The organism is Ornithinimicrobium avium (genome assembly GCF_003351765.1).
GTDB lineage: Bacteria > Actinomycetota > Actinomycetes > Actinomycetales > Dermatophilaceae > Ornithinicoccus > Ornithinicoccus avius.
On sequence record NZ_CP031229.1, the window covers coordinates 1,576,045 to 1,594,589 of the forward strand.

Below are 18,545 nucleotides of genomic sequence, written 5' to 3' on the forward strand. Positions count from 1 at the left end.
ACGTTCCTACTGCTCCTGCTCCGAGGGTGCCTCGCGGGTGACCTCGACCTCGCGGATCCGCATACCCTCCATCCTCACCACGCGCAGCCGGACGCCGTCGACCTCGACCTCGTCGCCCTCACTGGCGACCCGGCCGAGCAGCGCCAGCACCAGTCCGGCCACGGTCTCGTAGGAACCGTGCGGCAGGTTCAGCTCAAGGGCGTCCTCGAGCTCCTCGACGATGAGCCCGCCGGAGACGCGGGCGCTGCCGCCCTCCTGGACGAGCGAGTCCTCCGGGTCGAGGCCGGTGTCGTACTCGTCGTAGATCTCGCCGACCAGCTCCTCGATGAGGTCCTCGATCGTGACGATCCCCTCGGTGCCGCCGTGCTCGTCGACGACGAGGGCCAGGTGCTGCTGGTCCGCGCGCAGCGCGTGCAGCGCTGGTAGGACCGGCTTGGTGACCGGCATCGCGACGATCTCGCGGGCCAGGTCGCCGACCCGCACCCCGGCGCGCTCGTCCTCGTCGACGGTGAGCAGGTCACGGATGTGGACGAAGCCGACGACGTCGTCGACGGTCCGCGCGATCACCGGGTAGCGGCTGTGGGTGGAGGTGCGCAGGAACTCCTCGATCTCCGCCACGCTCTGGCCGGCGTGGAGGAACTCCACGTCCGGGCGGGGCCGGAGGACGTCGCCGAGGGTGCGCTCGGAGGCCCGGAAGACGTCGGAGAGGATCTCCCTGCTGTAGGGCCGCAGCCCGCTGTTGTCCTCGACGACGCGGCGCAGCTCCTCGATCGACATCTCCTCACCGCTGCCACCGGGATCGCCGCCGAGCAGCCGGACGACCGCGTTGGTCGATACCGACAACAGCCAGATGACCGGCTTGAGCGCGGTCGCGAAGAACCCGAGCGGCGGGGCCAGCACCTTGGTGAACCCCGCCGACCTCTGCATCGCCAGCCGCTTGGGCGCCAGCTCCCCGAGCACCAGCGAGAGGTAGGCGATCATGAGCGTCATGAGCACCAGCGCGAGGGGGTCCGCGACGCCCGTGCCCAGACCGGCCGACTGCAGCCACCGGGAGACGTAGGGAGCGATCGTGGCACCGCCGAAGGCCGAGGAGAAGAACCCGGCGACGGTCACGCCGACCTGGACCGCGGAGAGGAAGGTGTTGGGGTCGCGGACGAGCTTGGCGATGCGCGGCCCGCTGCCGCCCGCGCGCTCGATCTGGTCGACCTGGCTGGGACGCAGGGAGACGATCGCCATCTCGGTCGCCGCGAAGACGCCGCCGATGAGCACGAACAGCAGGACGAGCGCGATGTTGGTCAGGAGGGTGGCGTCCATACCGAGAAGGGTATGGGGTGGTGCAGCTCAGTCGAGCGGGTCCGTCTCCTGCTCCGTCGGCCCGCTCGCCGTGGCCGGAGCGTCCTTCTGGTCACCGGCGAGCGCGTCCAGCGACCGCGGCAGCTCGCGCATCCCCAGCAGCGGGGAGAGGAGCACCGGCACCGCGGCGAGGATGGAGACGGCGGAGAAGAGCCACAGCGTCGGCACGATGCCCAGGCCCCGGCCGAGCACCCCCCGAGCAGCGCGCCGATCGGCATCGGGCCCCAGACCAGGAAGCGGATCGAGGCGTTCATCCGCCCCAGCAGCGGCTTGGGGCACAGCCGCTGGCGGAAGCTGACCTGGGCGATGTTGTAGACGACGACCGACCAGGAGAGCAGGAAGTTGCCGACGAGCAGGGTCGGCACGGCCGGCAGCACCGAGGCCAGCGGGATGGCCAGCATGGTCAGGCCGCCCAGCAGCGCGGACAGCGGGATGGCGCGGCCCTCGCCGACGAGCCGGCCGAAGCGGTCCGAGCTCACCGCGCCGAGCAGGCCGCCGACGGCGCCGAGGGACAGGACCAGGCCGAGGGTGGTCTCCGACAGGCCGAGGGTGCGGACGACGTAGAGGACGAAGAGCGCGAAGACCGCCGAGGAGGCGAGGTTGGAGGTGCCGGTGCAGGCGACGATCCGGCGCAGCAGGGGATGGCGCAGGACGAAGGCCAGGCCCTCCTTGATCTCCTCCACCAGGGGCCGTCGGGCCGCCGGGTCGGGGCGCTGCTCGCGGTGCCGGATCCGGCTGACGAAGAGCGAGGACAGAGCCATGCAGACCGCGGTGGCGAGGATGGTCAGCGGCGAGCCGACGAGGCGGACCAGCGCCGCGGCGGCGGCGGGCCCGGCCACGTGTGCGGTCTGCTGGCTGGCCTGCAGCTTGCCGTTGCCCTCGCTGATCTGCTCGCCCTCGACGATCTCGGGCAGGTAGGACTGGTTGGCGACGTCGAAGAAGACGGTGATGCAGCCCACCGCAAAGGCCACCACGAACAGCTGGCCCATCGTCAGCACGTCGAGCAGCCAGGCCGCCGGGATCGTCACGAGCAGGGCGGCGCGCAGCAGGTCACCGGCGACGATGACGCGCTTCTTGCGCCAGCGGTCGACCCAGGCGCCGGCCGGCAGGCTGATGAGCAGGAAGGCCAGCGACTCCAGCATCGCCAGCACCCCCATCTCGAAGGCGTCCGCGTGCAGGAGCTGGACGGCCAGCAGCGGGAGGGCGAAGCCGACGAACTGCACACCGAAGACCGACACCGTGTCGCCCATCCACAGCTGGCGGAAGTCGTGGTGGCGCAACAGGGTGCGTCGGTGCGTCGCTGCGGCGGTGCTGGGTGCTGCGGTGCTGGGTGCACGGTCCACGGCGGTCCTGCCTTGAGTGATCGGCCCTTGCCGACCACTATCGTGGAACACCGGTTGGGTTTTGTCAATCACTGCTAGGGTGAGGCTCGTGAGCAGCGACGACCCCTGGCTCTACGTGGTCACCGACGTGGAGGTCGACGGCCCCTGGCCCGGGCCGAGCTCGATGCTCGCCCTCGCCTCGGTGGCGGTCGGCGCGGACGGCTCGGTGCACGACGAGTTCGAGGCGGTGCTCGAGCCGCTGCCCGGCGCGGCGCCCGACCCGGACACCTACGCCTGGTTCCAGACGCACCCGGAGGCCTGGGCCGCCGCGACCACCGACCCCGAGCCGGTCCCGCAGGTGCTCGACCGCTGGGTGTCCTGGGTGCGGGGGCTCCCCCGACCGAGGGCCTTCGCGGCCTCGCCGATCATCTTCGACGGGATCTGGATGGACTACTACCTGCGGCGGTTCACCCGCTGCGGCGTGGTCTCCGGTCCCTACGAGACCAACCCGCTCTTCGACCACGGCGCGGTGTGCATCCGCAGCTACGCCGCCGCGGTCACCGGTCGCCCGGTCGGTGAGATCTCCCCCCACACCCTGCCTCCCGAGTGGTACGGCGACGTGCCGCACAGCCACCGCGCCATCGACGACGCCCGCGGGTATGCCGCCCTCCTCGCCGAGCTCTTCCGACGCTCCGGGGCGGTGGCGCCGTGACCGGGGCGGGGGACGACGTCGCGGGCGGACCGCCCGCGGGCTTGCACGAGCACCGCGACGCCACCGACGCCGAGGCCAGGGCGCTGGCCTCCGGGGTGCGGCTGCGGATCCTGCGGGCCACGCTCGACGAGCCGCTGACCAACCGGGAGATCGCCGAGGCGCTCGACCTCAACCCCGCCACCTGCCTGCACCACGTGCGCACCCTGGTCGACACCGGCTTCCTCGAGGCGCTGGAGGTCCGCCGGGGACGGCGCGGGGCCCGCGAGATCCCCTACCGGGCGACCGGCAAGTCGTGGTACACCCGCAGCCCGGTGGGCGCCAGCTCGATGCTCGAGGCCTTCCTGGCCGAGATCGCGCTCGTGCCCGAGGATGAGCGGGGCGCGATGACCAGGCTCGGCCTGCGCCTGCCCGAGGAGCAGATGGAGGAGTTCCGGGACCGGCTCCACGCGCTGATCATGGAGTTCCACGACCGCCCTCGCGACCCCGACGCCCAGCCGTGGTCCTTCTTCCTCTCGCTGCACCCCGACACCAGCCAGCGCCGCACGGGCCGCTGAGGCACCGCAGCCCTACCTGCAGACGACGTAGCCGGCGGGCAGGCTCACCCGGGTCCAGGGACCGCTGCGGTGCACGCTCGCCTGCTGGGGCTGGGACTCCGCGGCGAAACCGAGGGCCAGCGCGGCCAGGCCGGCCCCGGCCGGGACGTCGTGCTCGAGCGGGCGGCCCCACACGGCCGCCCGCAGCGCCGCGACAGCCGGTCCTCCGGCGGTGTCCGGCGTCCCCTCGGCGACCTCGGCCACGCCGGTGCGCGCGGCGGACAGCAGGCTCGTGGAGGAGATCTGCCCGACCGGCTCCCAGCCCGCGCGCGGCGGCATGACGCCGCTCCACGGCGGGCTCACCGTCGCCGGCGGCACCGCGAGCACGGTGCTGGTGTCCTGGGTGACCGACCGGCGGGCGAAGCGGTCGGTCAGGGCGGCCAGCAGCACGGTCGCGTCGAGCTCGTGGTGCCCCTCCAGCGGCGTCGTGCGCAGGCCGAGGACTGCGCCGGTGCCCACCAGGTCCCGCCCCGGCAGGACGCTGACCCACGCGGCCAGGACGGCACCCACGGCCTGGAGCCGGACCGCACCGGTCGCGTCGTAGGCCCGGGCGCGGCTGACGAAGGTCGACAGGTCGAGCAGGGACTCGGCGTCGGTGAAGGTCAGGGTGGCGTGCCGCGAGGGGCTCACCGGTGCCCCCTGCTCCCGGCCGCGGACCGGTCGCCGCGCAGCGCCGGCGGCTCGCCGCGGACGGTGCCCAGGACCTCCCGCTCGGCCTCCCCGAGGCGTCGTGGGCGCTGCTCGAGAAGGTCGTAGGCCACCAGCGTCACCCGCCCCCGCGCGTAGACGGTGTCGTCCCCCTCCGGCCCGGCCACGGCATACCCCAGGTCGAAGGAGGCCGCGCCCGTCCCGCTGCACCAGATCGCGACCCGGGCCGGCGCGTAGGCGAACTCCATCGGGACCAGGTAGTCGATCGCCTGGGAGACCACGAGCAGGCCCTCGTCGATGAGGTCGCGGTCCGCCCCGAACCAGTCCTTGAAGGCGTAGACGCGCGCCTCCTCGAAGAGCCGCAGGTACTGCACGTTGTTGACGTGCCGGTAGGCGTCCATGTCGGACCACCGCACGGTGATCGGGTAGACGCCGGCGGCGGCGGGGACCTCGGGCAGCGGGCTCATGCGGCCCATTGTGTCGCCGCCGGCCCCGGTCCGGCTCACCTGGGTCCGCCGCGGGCCTTCCCGCCGACTACGCTCTGCCGGGTGAGCGACGGACCCGACCTCGACCCGATCGACGACCTCCTCGACGTGCTCGACCTGTCGTGGGAGGGGCCGACTACCATCCACGCCGCCGCGCCGGAGGGGCTGTCGATCGACCTGGGTGCCGTCGCCGGTGACGTCTTCCGCGGCCGCAGCCAGCCCCAGCCGCACGGCCGCGCCTTCGGCGGGCAGGTGCTGGCCCAGTCGGTGATCGCGGCGGGCCGCACGGTCGAGCCCGACGAGAGCGGCCTGGAGCGTGCCATCCACTCCATGCACGCCTACTTCCTGCGCCCCGGCGACGACAAGCAGTCGATCGAGTTCGTCGTGGAGCGGATGCGTGACGGGCGCAGCTTCTCCGCGCGACGGGTGCACGCCATGCAGGAGGGCCGCATCCTGCTGTCGATGACGGCCTCCTTCCAGGAGCCGGCGCAGGGTCTGGAGCACGACCTGCCCATGCCGTCGGCGCCGGACCCCGAGACGCTGCGCTCGGACCGGGAGGTCCTGGCCAAGATCGACCACCCCGTCGCCCAGCACCGGGCGCACCGGCAGGCGGTCGACGTCCGGCACGTGGAGCGCCTGCTGCTCGGCCCGGCCGAGCCCGGCCCGGCGGAGCAGGCGGTGTGGATGAAGGTCCAGCAGGACCTGCCCGACGACGACCTGCTGCATGCCGCGGTGCTGGCCTACGCCTCCGACTACGTGCTGCTCGAGCCGATCCTGCGCCGGCACGGCATCGGCTGGGCCGACCCCCGCCTGCGTCCCGCCAGCCTCGACCACGCGATGTGGTTCCACCGTCCGGCGCGGGCCGACCAGTGGCTGCTCTACACCCAGTCCTCGCCGTCGGCCGGCTCGGGCCGGGGGCTCGGGCTGGGCCACATGTTCGCCACCGACGGCCGCCTGCTCGCCACGGTCGCCCAGGAGGGCATGGTCCGGATGAAGGGCGCAGCGCCCTCGCCTCAGGTGCGCGCCGAGGTGCCGTAGCGTCCGCCGTGCCGCTCGGCCTCCACGCTGCCGCGGCAGACCGAGATGGCGTCCGAGGCGCGGATCAGGCCGAGGTGGCTGAACGCCTGCGGGTAGTTGCCGAGCATCTGGCCGGTGCCGTGGTCGTACTCCTCGGCGAGCAGGCCCAGTCCGTCGGCGATGCCGACCAGCCGCTCCATCAGCTCCTCGGCGTCGTCGAGCCGGTCGGTGTGGGCGTACTGCTCCACCAGCCAGAAGCTGCAGATGAGGAAGGACCCCTCGTCGCCGGGCAGGCCGTCGGTGCCGTGGCTGGTGCGGTAGCGGTGCACCATCCCCCCGTCGCCGACCAGCTCCTTCTCGATCCGCTCCACCGTGGCGAGCATCCGGGGGTCGTCGTAGTCGCAGAAGCCGGTCTGCGGGATCTGCAGCAGGGAGGCGTCGACCTCGTCGTTGTCGTAGGTCTGCCGGAAGGCCCCGTCCGGCCCGACCCCCTGCTCCTCGACCTCGCGCCGCAGCTTCTCGCGCAGCTCCTTCCACCGCTCGACGTCGCCGTCGAGGCCGTGCTCCTCCACCCCACGGATCGCCTGGTCGAAGCCGGCCCACATCATCACCCGGCCGTGGGTGAAGAAGTGCGGGTCGCCGCGCATCTCCCAGATGCCGTGGTCGGGGTGGTCGAAACGCCGGATCTGCAGCTCGAGCATCGCCAGCTGCAGGCCCCAGGAGTAGCGGTCCTCCTGCTCGCCGCTGTCCCGCAGCTGGCCGAGCGCGATGAGGACCTCCCCGACGACGTCGGCCTGGTACTGCCCGACCGCGCCGTTGCCGACCCGCACGGGCCGCGACCCGGCGTAGCCGGGGAGGTGGTCCAGCTCGCGCTCGACGAGGTCCCGCTCCCCGCCGAGCCCGTACATGATGAGCAGGTCCTGGGGGTCGCCGGCGACCGCCCTCAGCAGCCACGCGCGCCAGGCGGCGGCGCCACCGTCGAAGCCGTGCGCCATCATCGCCTCCAGGGTCAGCGCCGAGTCGCGCAGCCAGGTGAAGCGGTAGTCCCAGTTGCGGCTGCCGCCGAGGTCCTCCGGCAGGGACGTGGTCGCCGCCGCGACGATGCCGCCGGTGTCGGTATGGGTCAGCGCGCGCAGCACGAGGAGCGAGCGCCGGACCTGCTGCGCCCACGGCCCGCGCACCTCGATCGGACGCGCCCAGTCCCGCCAGTCCGCGAGCGTGTCCTCCAGGTGCTGCTCCACGTCGATCGCGGTCGGCACCTCGCGCCAGGAGTCCTGCCCCGTGAGCACCCAGGTCAGCTCCTCCCCCGCCCGCAGGGTATGCCGCGCAGCGTGGCGTCGCTCTCCTGGCACCGCCTGCGGCAGCGGACCGTGCAGCGCCAGCGCGGACGGGCCGCCGACGGCGTAGAGCACCTGCTCCTCGCGCCCGTCGTCCCGGCTGGCCGGCACCCGGTGCACCCACGGCACGATCTTGCCGTAGGCGAAGCGGATGCACAGCTCGTGGTCGACGTCGACGGTCCCTTCGGTGCAGCGCACCCGGCGGACCACGTCCGAGCGCGTCCCGTCGACCGGCATGAAGTCCAGCGACTCCGCCCGCCCGCGCGGCGCGCTCCACGTGGTGCGCAGCACGAAGCTGTCGCCGACGTAGCTGCGCTCCTCGACCTCGCCGTCGACGACGCCGATCCGCCAGCGGCCGTTGTCCCGGGTGCCCAGCAGCGCGGTGAACACCGACGGTGAGTCGAAGCGCGGCAGGCAGAGCCAGTCCAGGCAGCCCTCCGGCGAGATCAGCGCGGCGGTGCGCAGGTCGCCGATGAAGGCGTAGTCGCCGATCGGGGTCGGCGTGGGGTCAGCAGCATCCTCGGGCATCTGCCCATCGTCTCAGGAGGCGCACCGGTGCGCGCGGGCGCCCGGCCCACGCCGCTCAGGCGAGGTCGTCGTGGTCGCCGCGGACCCAGGAGACGTAGCGCGTAGAGCCGCTCGAAGGTCAGCCCGTCCACCGCGCGGGCGACCCGGGCGACCACCACCGCGGAGAGGGGTATGGCGTTGGGGTAGGACCGCATGAACGTCACCCAGCCGCGTCGTCGAGGAAGCCGGGCGCCTCCAGAGCAGGTTGCCGCCGTCGGTGCGCACGAGCATCGCGCTCGATGACCTCGACCCGGCAGCCCCCGGCCGCCAGCTCGGCCAGCGTCGTCCACCGCTGGCCGCCGGACGGGAGGTACTGGCGCTCGTCGGCGCAGACCGTGCAGACCTCCTCGCCGCTGTCGTTCTCGACGCCGCAGGTGGCGCACAGGACCCGGGGCTGCGTCATGCGCGCCAGACTGGTGCCGCCCCGCGTGGACAGGGGGGACATCCCCCTGGTCCAGCCGCGCCGCCCGTGCTTGCATGGTCGTATGTGGTGGCAGGACCTGCTCTGGGGACTCTGGAACGGCATCACGGCCTGGGTCGTGCTGATCGCGCACGTCTTCGGCGCGTGGGACCGCTTCCCCGTCTACGACGTCGACCGCGTCGGCAACTGGTACGACCTCGGCTTCCTCCTCGGCGCCGGCTCGCCGCTGCTCGGCATGCTGAGCGGGCGACGGGCCATAAGGAAGTAGGGGCCGTCGGTGGCTCAGCCGGACGGCGTGAGAGGCAGGGCCCGCCGCGAGGCGACGTGCCGCCCGACGCCGCTGACCGGGTCGGTGAAGGACACCCCGGCGGCCAGCAGCTGCAGCGGCGTGGAGAAGTCGTCCGGGGCGACGTCCCGCACCCGCGGGTAGAGCGGGTCGCCCAGGACCGGCACGCCCAGCCCGGCGAGGTGCACGCGCAGCTGGTGGGTCCGCCCCGTCGTCGGCGTCAGTCGGTAGCGGCCGACCGGCCGCCCGTCGGCCCCCGCGCCGAGGACCTCGTCCAGCTCCACGAGAGTCTGGGCGTTGACCTGGCCGGGCACCACCGCGCACTGGAGCTCCCCGCGCTGCTTGACCATCCGGTTGCGCACGAGGACAGGCAGGTCGAGGTCGTCGGGCAGCGGCGCCAGCGCGAGGTAGGTCTTGGCCAGCCCGCCTGCCTGGACCATGCGCTGGTAGGCGCCCCGCACCTCGCGCCGGGTCGTCATCAGCAGAACCCCGCTGGTCAGCCGGTCGAGCCGGTGCATCGGCGACAGCTCGGGCAGGTCGAGCTCGCGGCGCAGCCGGACGACAGCGGTCTGCGCGACGTGCCGGCCCCGCGGCATCGTGGCCAGGAAGGGCGGCTTGTCGACCGCGAGCAGCCCGGTCGCCTCGTCGTGCAGCAGCACGGTCAGCGCCCCGGGCACCTCCGCCTCCACGGGAAGGTCCCGGTAGAGGTAGACGGACGCGCCCGCACGGTACGGGGTGCGCTCCCCCACCCGGGTGCCGTCGCCCCGGAGCACCTCACCGGCGCGGAGGCGACGCCACACCCCGTCCTCGTCGCCGGTGACGTGGAGGAGGAAGTCGACCACGGTGGCGAAGGACTGCTCCGCGGAGCACCGGTGGACGTGCGGCATCCGGACGCGCGCCGGCCCGAGCCCGTCCCGGGGAGGGAGCGGCGGCCCGGGCCGACGGCGGCGCGGCACGGGTCAGTCGCGGGTGAGCCGGCGGTAGGTGACCCGGTGCGGACGGGCCGCCTCGGGGCCGAGCCGCTCGACCTTGTTCTCCTCGTAGGCGCCGAAGTTGCCCTCGAACCAGTACCAGGTGGCGGGGTCGGCGTCGGTGCCCTCCCAGGCCAGGATGTGGGTGGCGACGCGGTCCAGGAACCACCGGTCGTGGCTGATGACCACCGCGCAGCCGGGGAAGGAGTCCAGCGCGTTCTCCAGGGAGCCGAGGGTCTCCACGTCGAGGTCGTTGGTCGGCTCGTCCAGGAGCAGCAGGTTGCCGCCCTCCTTGAGCGTCAGCGCCAGGTTCAGACGGTTGCGCTCGCCGCCGGAGAGGACGCCGGCCTTCTTCTGCTGGTCGGGGCCCTTGAAACCGAACTGGCTGACGTAGGCGCGGCTGGGGATCTCGACGTTGCCGACCTGGATGAAGTCGTTGCCGTCGGAGACGACCTCCCACAGAGACTTCTCCGGGTCGATGTTGGCCCGGTTCTGGTCGACGTAGCTGATCTTGACCGTGTCGCCGACCTTCACGGTGCCGGAGTCAGGCTCCTCGAGGCCGACGATCGTCTTGAACAGCGTGGTCTTGCCCACCCCGTTGGGGCCGATGACGCCCACGATCCCGTTGCGGGGCAGGGTGAAGGACAGCCCGTCGATGAGGACGCGCTCGCCGAAGCCCTTCTTGAGGTCCTTGACCTCGATGACCTGCGAACCCAGGCGGGGACCCGGCGGGATCTGGATCTCCTCGAAGTCGAGCTTGCGGGTGCGCTCGGCCTCGGCGGCCATCTCCTCGTAGCGGGACAGTCGGGCCTTGTTCTTGGTCTGCTTGGCCTTGGCGTTGGAGCGGACCCACTCCAGCTCCTTCTCCAGCCGCTTGGCCAGCTTGGCGTCCTTCTTGCCGGCGACCTCGAGACGCTCGCGCTTCTTCTCCAGGTAGGTGGAGTAGTTGCCCTCGTAGGGGTAGAGGCGGCCGCGGTCGACCTCGGCGATCCACTGCGCCACGTTGTCCAGGAAGTACCGGTCGTGGGTGACGGCCAGGACGGCGCCGTGGTAGGCGGCCAGGTGCGCCTCGAGCCACTGCACGGACTCGGCGTCCAGGTGGTTGGTGGGCTCGTCGAGGAGCAGCAGGTCGGGCTTGGACAGCAGCAGCTTGCACAGCGCGACGCGGCGGCGCTCACCGCCGGAGAGGACGGTGACGTCGGCGTCCGGCGGCGGGCAGCGCAGGGCGTCCATCGCCTGCTCCAGCTGGGCGTCCAGGTCCCACGCGTCGGCGTGGTCGATCTCCTCCTGGAGCTGGCCCATCTCGGCCATCAGTGCCTCGAAGTCGGCGTCCGGATCCGCCATCAGGTCGCCGATCTCGTTGAACCGGTCCACCTTGGCCTTGATGTCACCCAGGCCCTCCTCCACGTTGCCCAGGACCGTCTTGTCCTCGTTCAGCGGGGGCTCCTGCAGCAGGATCCCCACCGAGTAGCCCGGGCTGAGCCGGGCCTCGCCGTTGGAGGGCTGGTCCATCCCTGCCATGATCTTCAGGATGGTCGACTTGCCGGCGCCGTTGGGGCCCACGACACCGATCTTGGCGCCGGGGTAGAAGGACATCGTGACGTCATCGAGGATCAGCTTGTCGCCGACCGCCTTGCGGGCACGCGTCATGGTGTAGATGAATTCGGCCATGGCTCCCAGGGTATCCGGCAGGCGGTGCCCCTCCGAATCGCCCGACCTCCTCCCAGGTCGGCCTCATGCGGCGGGACACCGCCCGCGAGCGGACGTCCGGGGTCTCGGTCCCGGTCCCGGTCCCGGCGTCAGGCGGCCCGGCTCGGCTCCTCCTCGACCTCCTCGTGGGCCTCGCCGTGGACCTCCCCGTTCGCGTCGACCGTGAGGCCGGCGGGCAGGTCGTCGTCCTCGTCGATGAAGTCCGGCGACGGGCCACGGTCGGCCGGGCCGCCCTCGGACTGCGGGGGCGTCGCGGTCCCGTACTCGTCCTCGAGCTCGGGGTAGCCGCGGCTGCCCTTGGTGTAGCTCGTGGTCCCCCAGGTCAGGTCGACACCGATGCTGTCGGCGCGCACCTGCGGGCGGGCGCCGCGCGCGGTCTCGCTCGTCCACTCGTGCACGCTGAAGCGGCCGTGCGCGACCACCGGGGTGCCGATCGCGAGCGAGTGCAGCGCGTTGGCCCCCAGCGAACCCGGGCAGATGATGTCGTAGTAGGTGACGCCGGCCTGGACGTACTGCTGGGTGGCCGGGTCGAAGCGGCGCTCGTTCACCGCGATCGGCACCACCGCGAACGGTCGGCCGTCAGACCGGCGGTACTTCACCTCGGGCTCGCGGGTGACGTTGCCGGAGACGGTCATCCTGATGTCGTTGAGCATGTGCTTCCCCTCCTTGGTCGCACCCGTCGGCGACGGGTCGTGTGCGCTCCAGCCTGTCGCTCCAGGAGCTGCCGGGGGAAGGTGCGGATGCGAGCCTGTGGACGACGGAGGGCACGCCGGTCAGGATGTGCACGGCCGGGGGCGCGCGACCTACCGCCGCTCAGGCGTGGGACGGCGCCTTCGGCGCGTCGGGCACCTCGAAGGCCAGCTCGTCGGCGTAGCACCACCACCAGTCCTCGCCGGGCTCGAAGGACCGGACCAGCGGGTGCGTGGTCGCGTGGAAGTGTGCGGTGGCGTGCCGGTTGGGCGAGCTGTCGCAGCAGCCGACGTGACCGCACGTCATACAGATGCGCAGGTGGACCCAGCGGTCGCCCGTGCGCAGGCAGTCCTCGCAGCCCTGCGCCGACGGGCGGACGTCCTTCACCTGGTCCAGGTGGGTGCAGCCGATGGCCATCGTGGCTCCTCGTGGTCGGGTAGCAGGCAGGCTACCCGGCCGCAGGGAGGCGGCGCGGCCGATGGGCGGCACGGGCGAGACCGACACGCCTCCCCGGGCTGCGCCTCACGACGCGGCGCGCTCGAGCAGCTCGCGTGTCTTCTCGTGGCGCTCGAGCACGGTGAGGACCGGCCGGTGGACGCGCTGGTAGGCGACCTCCTCGACCGCTTCGTCCAGCCGCTCCTCGACGTTGCGGCGTCGACGGCGAGCTCCGACCTGGGCGAGCAGCCGGGCCAGCAGCGCCAGCAGCAGCCCGCCGAGCAGGCCGCCGACGAGGAGGGCGAGCGGGACAGGCACCGGTCCCCAGAAAGGCGTGTCGACCGGCATGCCGGCCCAGCCGAGGGCGGCGACGAGCACCAGCCACAGCAGCCCCGCCGCGGCGGCCAGCGCGAGCACGATCTGCAGGATGCCGAGCACCGACCACCACACGGGGGAACGGGCGCGCAGGGGTGTGGCGACGATCGCCTGGTCGAGGGAGTCGGCCAGGTCCTCGCCCGTGGGGCCGGCGGCCTCCAGCAGCGCCTCCTGCCAGCGCACCGGCAGCTGCGCGCCGGCGTCCTCGGCGACCTGCCGGGTGGCGAGCTGGACGTTGGCCCGCGCCGCGGGGGTGGGCGACGGCAGCGAGGAGCGACCCAGGACGGCCCGCACGTCGGAGGGGGCGATGCCGGCAGGCCCGGGCGAGTCGTCGCCCAGCCGCAGCCGCTTGAGCGGGTCGGGGCGCAGCGAGGCGACCCACCGGGTGAACGGCCAGCCAGCGCGGGCGTTGGCCTGACGCACGTAGTCGCGCTCCACCGCGTCCAGGACGACCGGCACCCCGGAGGCCGCCTTCAGCGCGGTGTGCAGGCGCTGGTCGGCCGAGTCGGCCAGCTGGGGAGTGCTCTGCCCCACGCTCTGGCCCACGCTCTCGGCGCTGGTGCGCACGTCGCCGACCAGGCGCGCCTCGGCCGCGTTGCGGGCGCCGACGACCGCGGCGATCCGCGAGCGCAGCACGTCGATGCCCTCGCCGGTGCGCGCAGAGGTGGCGATGACCTCGTGGTCGCCGGCCCCGTCGCTCTGCACGAGCCGGCGCAGGTCCTCGCGCACCCGCTCCACGTCGTCGCGCTCGCGGAGGCGGTCGATCTGGTTGAGCACGACGAGCATCACGGTCTCGTGGTGCCGCAACGGCTGCAGGTAGTCGTCGTGCAGTCGCGCGTCGGCGTACTTCTGCGGGTCGGCCACCCAGACGAAGACGTCGGCCCGCTCCAGGATCCGGTCGGCCTCGACGCGGTGGCGCACCTCGCGGGAGTCGAAGTCGGGCAGGTCGACGAGCACCAGCCCGTCGAGCTGCGCCTCGCCGTCCTCGACGTGGTAACGCTCGTGGACGCCGAGCCAGTCGAGCAGCTCGCCCGCCGGCTCCTCGCCCCAGACCGCCGCGGAGGCCTCCGCCGTCGTCGGCCGGCGCGGGCTGATCATCGCGACGTCCGCCCCGGCGAGCGCGTTGAAGACGCTCGACTTGCCCGAACCCGTCGCTCCGGCGAGCGCAACCACGGTGCGCCCACCCTTCAGCGCCCACCGCTCCTGCACCCGCTGCACCACGCCGCGGGCGTGCTCGGCCGCGTCGGGGTCGAGCTCCTCGCCCCCGACGTCGAGCGCCGAGCGCAGCCGCTCGGCGCGCTCCGCCAGCGGCACGGCCGGGGCGTCCTTCCTGCGTCGGCCGATCATCGTGCCGCCTCCACCTGTCCCGCGGCCTGCCGCAGCGCCGTGACCGACTGCTCGCGCACCGGCACCTCCTCCAGGACGCGGTCGAACCGCGCCCTCTCGTCGTCGTAGAGCCGCTCGACGTGCGCGAGCAGTGCCTCCCTGGCCTTGGTGGCCATGGACCGCACCGCCTGGTCGCCGAAGATCGCCTCCAGCAGCCGCTGGGCGAGGACCGCCGAACCGCCGGCGATCGCGATCTCGGTGCCGAGCAGCCCCCCGGTCATGCTGAAGGCGACGATCATCAGCAGCACCGCCAGCCCGTTGACACCGAACGCCAGGTAGCGCGCGGTCGCACGCCGCGAGCCCGCCTCGTCGCGCACGAGCTCCAGGACCTCGCCCTGCCAGTCGCGCATCAGCCGCTCGACCCGCTCGGGCAGGTCGGGCGAGGCCTTGGCCAGGCCAGGCTGCTCCCGCACGATGTCGGCGCCGCCGGGCGCCTGCTTCCAGGCGCGGGCCGCCGTGCTCGATGCCACCTGCCCGTGCGAGGTGATGAGTGCCGCGGCGCCGGTCTGCAGGGCTTCGCCGAGCGGCTCGGAGGTGACCTGCTTGCCGCTGAACCAGGCGCCGATGCGGTCGCGCAGCCGACCGACGCCGGCCTCGACCGAGCGCAGGAACTCACCGGTGCCGACCAGCTCCTGCCAGCGGGCGAGCACCTCGCCGCGCAGCAGCGTGCCGTCCTGCATCCCCTCGGCCACCGCCTTCAGGGCGTCCTGGTAGGCCGTGCGCGGCGCCTCCTCGAGCACCTCCCGGGCGGCGACCTGGGCGGCCCCGGCGTCCGCGACGCCGTCGGCGCGCTCCTCCAGGGAGCGGAGCGTGCCGGCCAGGGTGCGGCGGATGACCACCGAGCGGGCGCGGGCGTCGCTGGCGAGGGAGTCCAGCCAGCCGCTCAGCCGCTGCACGTGCGCGGCCGGGACGCGGCCGTCCTCGAGGTCTACCTCGAGCACGGTGAAGATGGGCGACTGGCCCAGCCCCTGGTCGCGCAGCAGGGAGGCCAGGTGCACCCGGACCTGCTGCAGGGCCTCCGGGGGCACGCGGTTGAGCACGATCGCGACCGAGGTCCCCCGCTCGGAGGCGGCGCGCAGCAGGTCCCAGGGGACGGCGTCGGCATACCTCGCGGCGGTGGTGACGAAGAGCCAGAGGTCGGCGGCGGCCAGCAGCTGGCGGGACAACGAGCGGTTGGCCCGCACGACGGAGTCGATGTCGGGGGCGTCGAGCAGGGCGAGGCCCGCAGGCAGGGCGTCGCTGGTGACCAGGCGCACCGAGCCGGGGTCGTCCGCGGCACCCTCGCCGCCGGCGACCCGGGACAGGTCGGGCAGGACCCGCTTGCCGGTGAACCAGCGGGTGTCCTCCTGGTGGTGCACGAGGACCGAGGCGCGCGTGGTTGGGCGGATGACGCCGGGGCGGCTGACCTCCTCGCCGACGATCGAGTTGACCAGCGTCGACTTGCCCGCGCCGGTGGAGCCCCCCACCACCGCGAGCAGGGGTGCGTCGAGGGAGCGCAGGCGGGGCAGCACGTAGTCGTCGAGCTGCTGGACCAGCTCCGTGCGCGAACCGCGGGCCTCCTGCACGCCGTCCAGGTCGAGCGGCAGGTCGACCCCGCCCGCGGCCTCCCTGAGCCGTTCGACGGCTGCCAGCAGCGCGGCGTGGTCCTTGTCTGTCACCCGGCCAGTGTCCCAAAGCGGGGGGCACCCACCAAGACGAACCGCCGGTGCACGCCAGGCTGCTCCTGTGCTACCGGGCGGAGTCGGCGTGGGCCAGCAGCGCCCGGGACTCCCCCAGGAAGTCCTGGGCGGAGCGACCGAACCACTCGCCGATCTCGGCGAACCGGGCGACGAACTCCTCGCGGTCCCCGCGCAGCAGCAGCTCGAAGGCCTGCGCGTAGCGGGTCAGGTAGCGCTGGATCAGAGCCACCACGTCCGGGGAGGCGGTGATGATGTCGTAGTAGAGCTCGGCGTCCTGGGCGAAGAGCCGACCGACCATGACCAGCTCGAGCCGGTAGATCGGCGAGGACAGCGCGAGCAGCTCGGACAGGTCGTGGTCCTCGTGCGCCAGGTGCCAGCCGTAGACGAAGGTGGAGAAGTGCCGCAGGGCCTGGATGAGGCCCATGAGCTGATCATGGTCCTCGGCGGAGACCTCGTGCAGCCGCGCGCCCCACAACCGCATCTGTTCCACCAGCCAGGCGGACGCCTCGGCGTCGCGCCCCGGCACCACCGCGACCACCTGCTTGGCCAGCGAGTCCACGTCGGGGCCGAACATCGGGTGCAGCCCCAGCACCGGGCCGGGATGAACCTCGAGCATCGCGGCCATCGCCTCCCGCTTGGTCGAGGTCAGGTCCACGAGCAGGCAGTCGGTCGGCAGCGGAGGGAGAGAGCGCAGCACCGCGACCGTCTCGTGGATCGGCACCGAGACGAGCACCAGCCCCGCGTCGGCCACCGCGTCCGCCACCTGCGCGGGGGTGTCGTCGCGCTCGACGACGCGCACGTCATACCCCGAGAGCGTCAGCAGCCGGCCGAAGAGCGAGCCCATCCGTCCGCGCCCGCCGACCACGACCACCGGCCCGAGATGGGGGGCCTGGCGGGTGAAGCCCATGTTCTTCTCGTGCCCGTACGCCTCGCGCATGCACCGGCGCAGCACGTCCTCGACGAGGTCCGGGGGGACCCCGCGCTCGTGGGCGACGGCGCGCTTGGCGGCGATCATCGCCCGCTCACGCTCGGGGGCGTAGATCGGCAGGCCGTGGCGGCCCTTGACCTCGCCCACCTGGGTGACGAGCTCGAGGCGGCGGGCGAGCAGCTCGATGATCTGTCCGTCGACGTCGTCGATCTGTGCGCGCAGCGCGGCCAGCGGGTCGGTCATGGCAGCCGATCCTACGGCGCCGCTCACCTACACTCGGACCGGTCAGCCCCCGTAGCTCAATGGATAGAGCACCGGCCTTCTAATCCGTAGGTTGCGCGTTCGAGTCGCGCCGGGGGCGCCCTGTTTGGGCTGGTGAGCGCCTTGACACGGACGCAGTTGGGTCACGGGCCAACTTGACGTGGTGTCCTTGGCGACCAGATGGCCACCGCCCGCTCCTTCTCGCTCGCGCCATCGGCGACCCGGACCGGTCGACGCTTCGCCTTCGGACGTAATCAGACTCCGCTCGGCGAAGCCGATCGCGGCGGCGTCGGCCGAGACCACCCAGTAGTAGAGGAGCCGCAGACCGCTCTCGGCAGCGTAGCTGCGTGCCATTGACACGTTCGTGGCCCGTTTGGTGGACGAAGCCGCTCAAGATGAGAGTTCTTTGGCGCGCACGGATGCCGAACCGCACGATAATCGACTCTTCACAACCAGGCTCAGCCGCGGTCGCCCGACTGCGGCACGAGGCAGCGGCGCTGGGTGATGTAGGTCGTGCGCGGGCTACTCCTCGGGCTCCGCCGGCTGAGGTGCCGGGTCGGGCGGGAGTACCTCCCGGGGCGCTTGCTCCTCCTGCTGTGTGTTCTGCGGCACCTCGTCCCGCTCCTGCGGCGCGTCTTCGAGCTGCGTGTCCTGGGGCAGCTCATCCTGCTGTTCCGGGTCGAGATCAGTGCTCGTGTCGCTACGGCCGTCGAACCCCGGGACGGAGGTGCCAGTGCTCTTGCTGCTGCCGCCGGTGTACGAAGACACCGCGCGGCCCGTCGTCAGTTCGAAGGCCAGGATCAACCCCATCGCGACCACGAAGACCGCGACGGTGGCCCCGGTGAGGCGCTTCCACGGCAGGTCGTGAAGCCGTTCGCTCCACGAGGTGCTCGGGGAGGCGCCGTCTTCTGCGGGCTCCGGCAGCGACGCCTGCTCCTGCGACGGGCCAGCATCGCCAGCGTCAGGGTCGCGACTTCCTCGCACGCGGGTTCCGGGTTTGCCGGCGCGGACTCCCGCAGCCTTGCGGACCCGCTCCTGGGTCGCCTGCAGGGTGTTGGAGTACATCGCCCCACCAATCGTGATGATCAAACTCCCCAGGGCCGCACCGATCAGTGTCCCCGCGACACCCAAGGTGGATAGGAGAACCGCAGAGGACACGGCCCCCAAAGCAGATCCGGCGGTGCGGGTCCAACTGATCTCCACGACGTTCTCCCTTGTTCTGTGTGCCCAGTCTTTGCCGGATCACTGGCCGAACCAAACCGCGCATCGCGCCCGACGCCCCCAAAGGGCTGTCGGAGTCTCTGTGGACGAGGACTTCACTCGTTGTTTCGGGTCCCGTGACCACGATGGCCGCATTGGTTGGCGCCGG

The 18,545-nt window shown here is 72.7% G+C and carries 18 protein-coding genes and 1 tRNA gene; 5 read left to right on the plus strand and 14 right to left on the minus strand.

Going from position 1 to position 18,545, the window contains the following annotated elements:
• Nucleotides 1-6: 6 nt before the first annotated feature.
• Entirely contained in the window at nt 7-1,314 is a 1,308-nt protein-coding gene (locus tag DV701_RS07100) for a hemolysin family protein (protein WP_114927691.1), read from the minus strand.
• On the minus strand, nt 1,296-2,696 hold the full coding sequence (locus DV701_RS07105; protein WP_228255267.1) for an MFS transporter: 1,401 nt from the start codon (nt 2,694-2,696) through the stop codon (nt 1,296-1,298). The genes DV701_RS07100 and DV701_RS07105 overlap by 19 nt, the downstream gene beginning before the upstream one ends.
• An 88-nt stretch (nt 2,697-2,784) precedes the next feature.
• On the opposite strand from DV701_RS07105, the gene DV701_RS07110 reads away from it, so the two are divergent.
• Together DV701_RS07110 and DV701_RS07115 are read left to right on the plus strand one after the other, a co-directional pair.
• Nucleotides 2,785-3,387 (plus strand): hypothetical protein, encoded by a 603-nt coding sequence (locus tag DV701_RS07110; RefSeq protein WP_114927692.1) that lies wholly within the window; start codon nt 2,785-2,787, stop codon nt 3,385-3,387.
• Nucleotides 3,384-3,941 (plus strand): winged helix-turn-helix domain-containing protein, encoded by a 558-nt coding sequence (locus tag DV701_RS07115; RefSeq protein WP_228255268.1) that lies wholly within the window; start codon nt 3,384-3,386, stop codon nt 3,939-3,941. Before DV701_RS07110 ends, DV701_RS07115 begins: the two co-directional genes overlap by 4 nt.
• A 12-nt stretch (nt 3,942-3,953) precedes the next feature.
• Here DV701_RS07115 and DV701_RS07120 read toward each other — a convergent pair whose 3' ends face one another.
• Together DV701_RS07120 and DV701_RS07125 are read right to left on the minus strand one after the other, a co-directional pair.
• Complete coding sequence (locus tag DV701_RS07120; RefSeq protein WP_114927693.1) at nt 3,954-4,610, minus strand: hypothetical protein; 657 nt, start codon at nt 4,608-4,610, stop codon at nt 3,954-3,956.
• Entirely contained in the window at nt 4,607-5,095 is a 489-nt protein-coding gene (locus tag DV701_RS07125) for an acyl-CoA thioesterase (RefSeq protein ID WP_114930885.1), read from the minus strand. Before DV701_RS07125 ends, DV701_RS07120 begins: the two co-directional genes overlap by 4 nt.
• An 81-nt stretch (nt 5,096-5,176) precedes the next feature.
• Between DV701_RS07125 and DV701_RS07130 the strand changes: the two genes are divergently transcribed.
• Complete coding sequence (locus DV701_RS07130) at nt 5,177-6,151, plus strand: acyl-CoA thioesterase (protein ID WP_114927694.1); 975 nt, start codon at nt 5,177-5,179, stop codon at nt 6,149-6,151.
• On the opposite strand, the gene DV701_RS07135 is transcribed toward DV701_RS07130, so the two are convergent.
• Both DV701_RS07135 and DV701_RS07140 read right to left on the minus strand, forming a co-directional pair.
• Complete coding sequence (locus DV701_RS07135; protein WP_114927695.1) at nt 6,127-7,995, minus strand: glycoside hydrolase family 15 protein; 1,869 nt, start codon at nt 7,993-7,995, stop codon at nt 6,127-6,129. The two genes, DV701_RS07130 and DV701_RS07135, sit on opposite strands and share 25 nt — an antisense overlap.
• A 199-nt stretch (nt 7,996-8,194) precedes the next feature.
• Nucleotides 8,195-8,437 carry a hypothetical protein gene (locus DV701_RS07140; RefSeq protein ID WP_162802723.1) on the minus strand — a complete coding sequence of 81 codons (243 nt, stop codon included), beginning with the start codon at nt 8,435-8,437 and terminating at the stop codon, nt 8,195-8,197.
• Between the two features lie 82 nt (nt 8,438-8,519).
• Between DV701_RS07140 and DV701_RS07145 the strand changes: the two genes are divergently transcribed.
• Nucleotides 8,520-8,723 (plus strand): hypothetical protein, encoded by a 204-nt coding sequence (locus DV701_RS07145; RefSeq protein ID WP_114927697.1) that lies wholly within the window; start codon nt 8,520-8,522, stop codon nt 8,721-8,723.
• 14 nt (nt 8,724-8,737) lie between these two features.
• Here DV701_RS07145 and DV701_RS07150 read toward each other — a convergent pair whose 3' ends face one another.
• The 7 genes from DV701_RS07150 to tyrA form a co-directional block, all read right to left on the minus strand.
• Nucleotides 8,738-9,628, minus strand: a complete 891-nt coding sequence (locus DV701_RS07150; RefSeq protein WP_114927698.1) for a pseudouridine synthase — start codon at nt 9,626-9,628, stop codon at nt 8,738-8,740.
• A 72-nt stretch (nt 9,629-9,700) separates the two neighbouring features.
• A complete protein-coding gene (ettA, locus tag DV701_RS07155; protein WP_114927699.1) occupies nt 9,701-11,383 on the minus strand; it encodes an energy-dependent translational throttle protein EttA in 1,683 nt (560 codons plus the stop codon).
• 128 nt (nt 11,384-11,511) lie between these two features.
• Entirely contained in the window at nt 11,512-12,075 is a 564-nt protein-coding gene (locus DV701_RS07160; RefSeq protein ID WP_114927700.1) for a single-stranded DNA-binding protein, read from the minus strand.
• A gap of 160 nt (nt 12,076-12,235) precedes the next feature.
• Nucleotides 12,236-12,529 (minus strand): ubiquitin carboxyl-terminal hydrolase 14, encoded by a 294-nt coding sequence (locus tag DV701_RS07165; protein WP_114927701.1) that lies wholly within the window; start codon nt 12,527-12,529, stop codon nt 12,236-12,238.
• A gap of 105 nt (nt 12,530-12,634) precedes the next feature.
• Complete coding sequence (locus DV701_RS07170; protein ID WP_114927702.1) at nt 12,635-14,269, minus strand: YfjP family GTPase; 1,635 nt, start codon at nt 14,267-14,269, stop codon at nt 12,635-12,637.
• Nucleotides 14,266-15,966 carry a dynamin family protein gene (locus DV701_RS07175; protein ID WP_114927703.1) on the minus strand — a complete coding sequence of 567 codons (1,701 nt, stop codon included), beginning with the start codon at nt 15,964-15,966 and terminating at the stop codon, nt 14,266-14,268. The genes DV701_RS07170 and DV701_RS07175 overlap by 4 nt, the downstream gene beginning before the upstream one ends.
• 70 nt (nt 15,967-16,036) lie before the next feature.
• Nucleotides 16,037-17,158: a bifunctional chorismate mutase/prephenate dehydrogenase gene (gene tyrA, locus DV701_RS07180; RefSeq protein ID WP_114927704.1), complete on the minus strand. Its 1,122-nt coding sequence runs from the start codon at nt 17,156-17,158 to the stop codon at nt 16,037-16,039.
• Between the two features lie 45 nt (nt 17,159-17,203).
• Between tyrA and DV701_RS07185 the strand changes: the two genes are divergently transcribed.
• Nucleotides 17,204-17,276, plus strand: a tRNA-Arg gene (locus DV701_RS07185).
• Nucleotides 17,277-17,698: 422 nt separating this feature from the next.
• Here the strand turns inward: DV701_RS07185 and DV701_RS07190 are convergent.
• Nucleotides 17,699-18,241, minus strand: coding sequence for a hypothetical protein (locus DV701_RS07190; RefSeq protein WP_162802861.1), 543 nt, complete (start codon nt 18,239-18,241; stop codon nt 17,699-17,701).
• Nucleotides 18,242-18,545 lie beyond the last annotated feature (304 nt).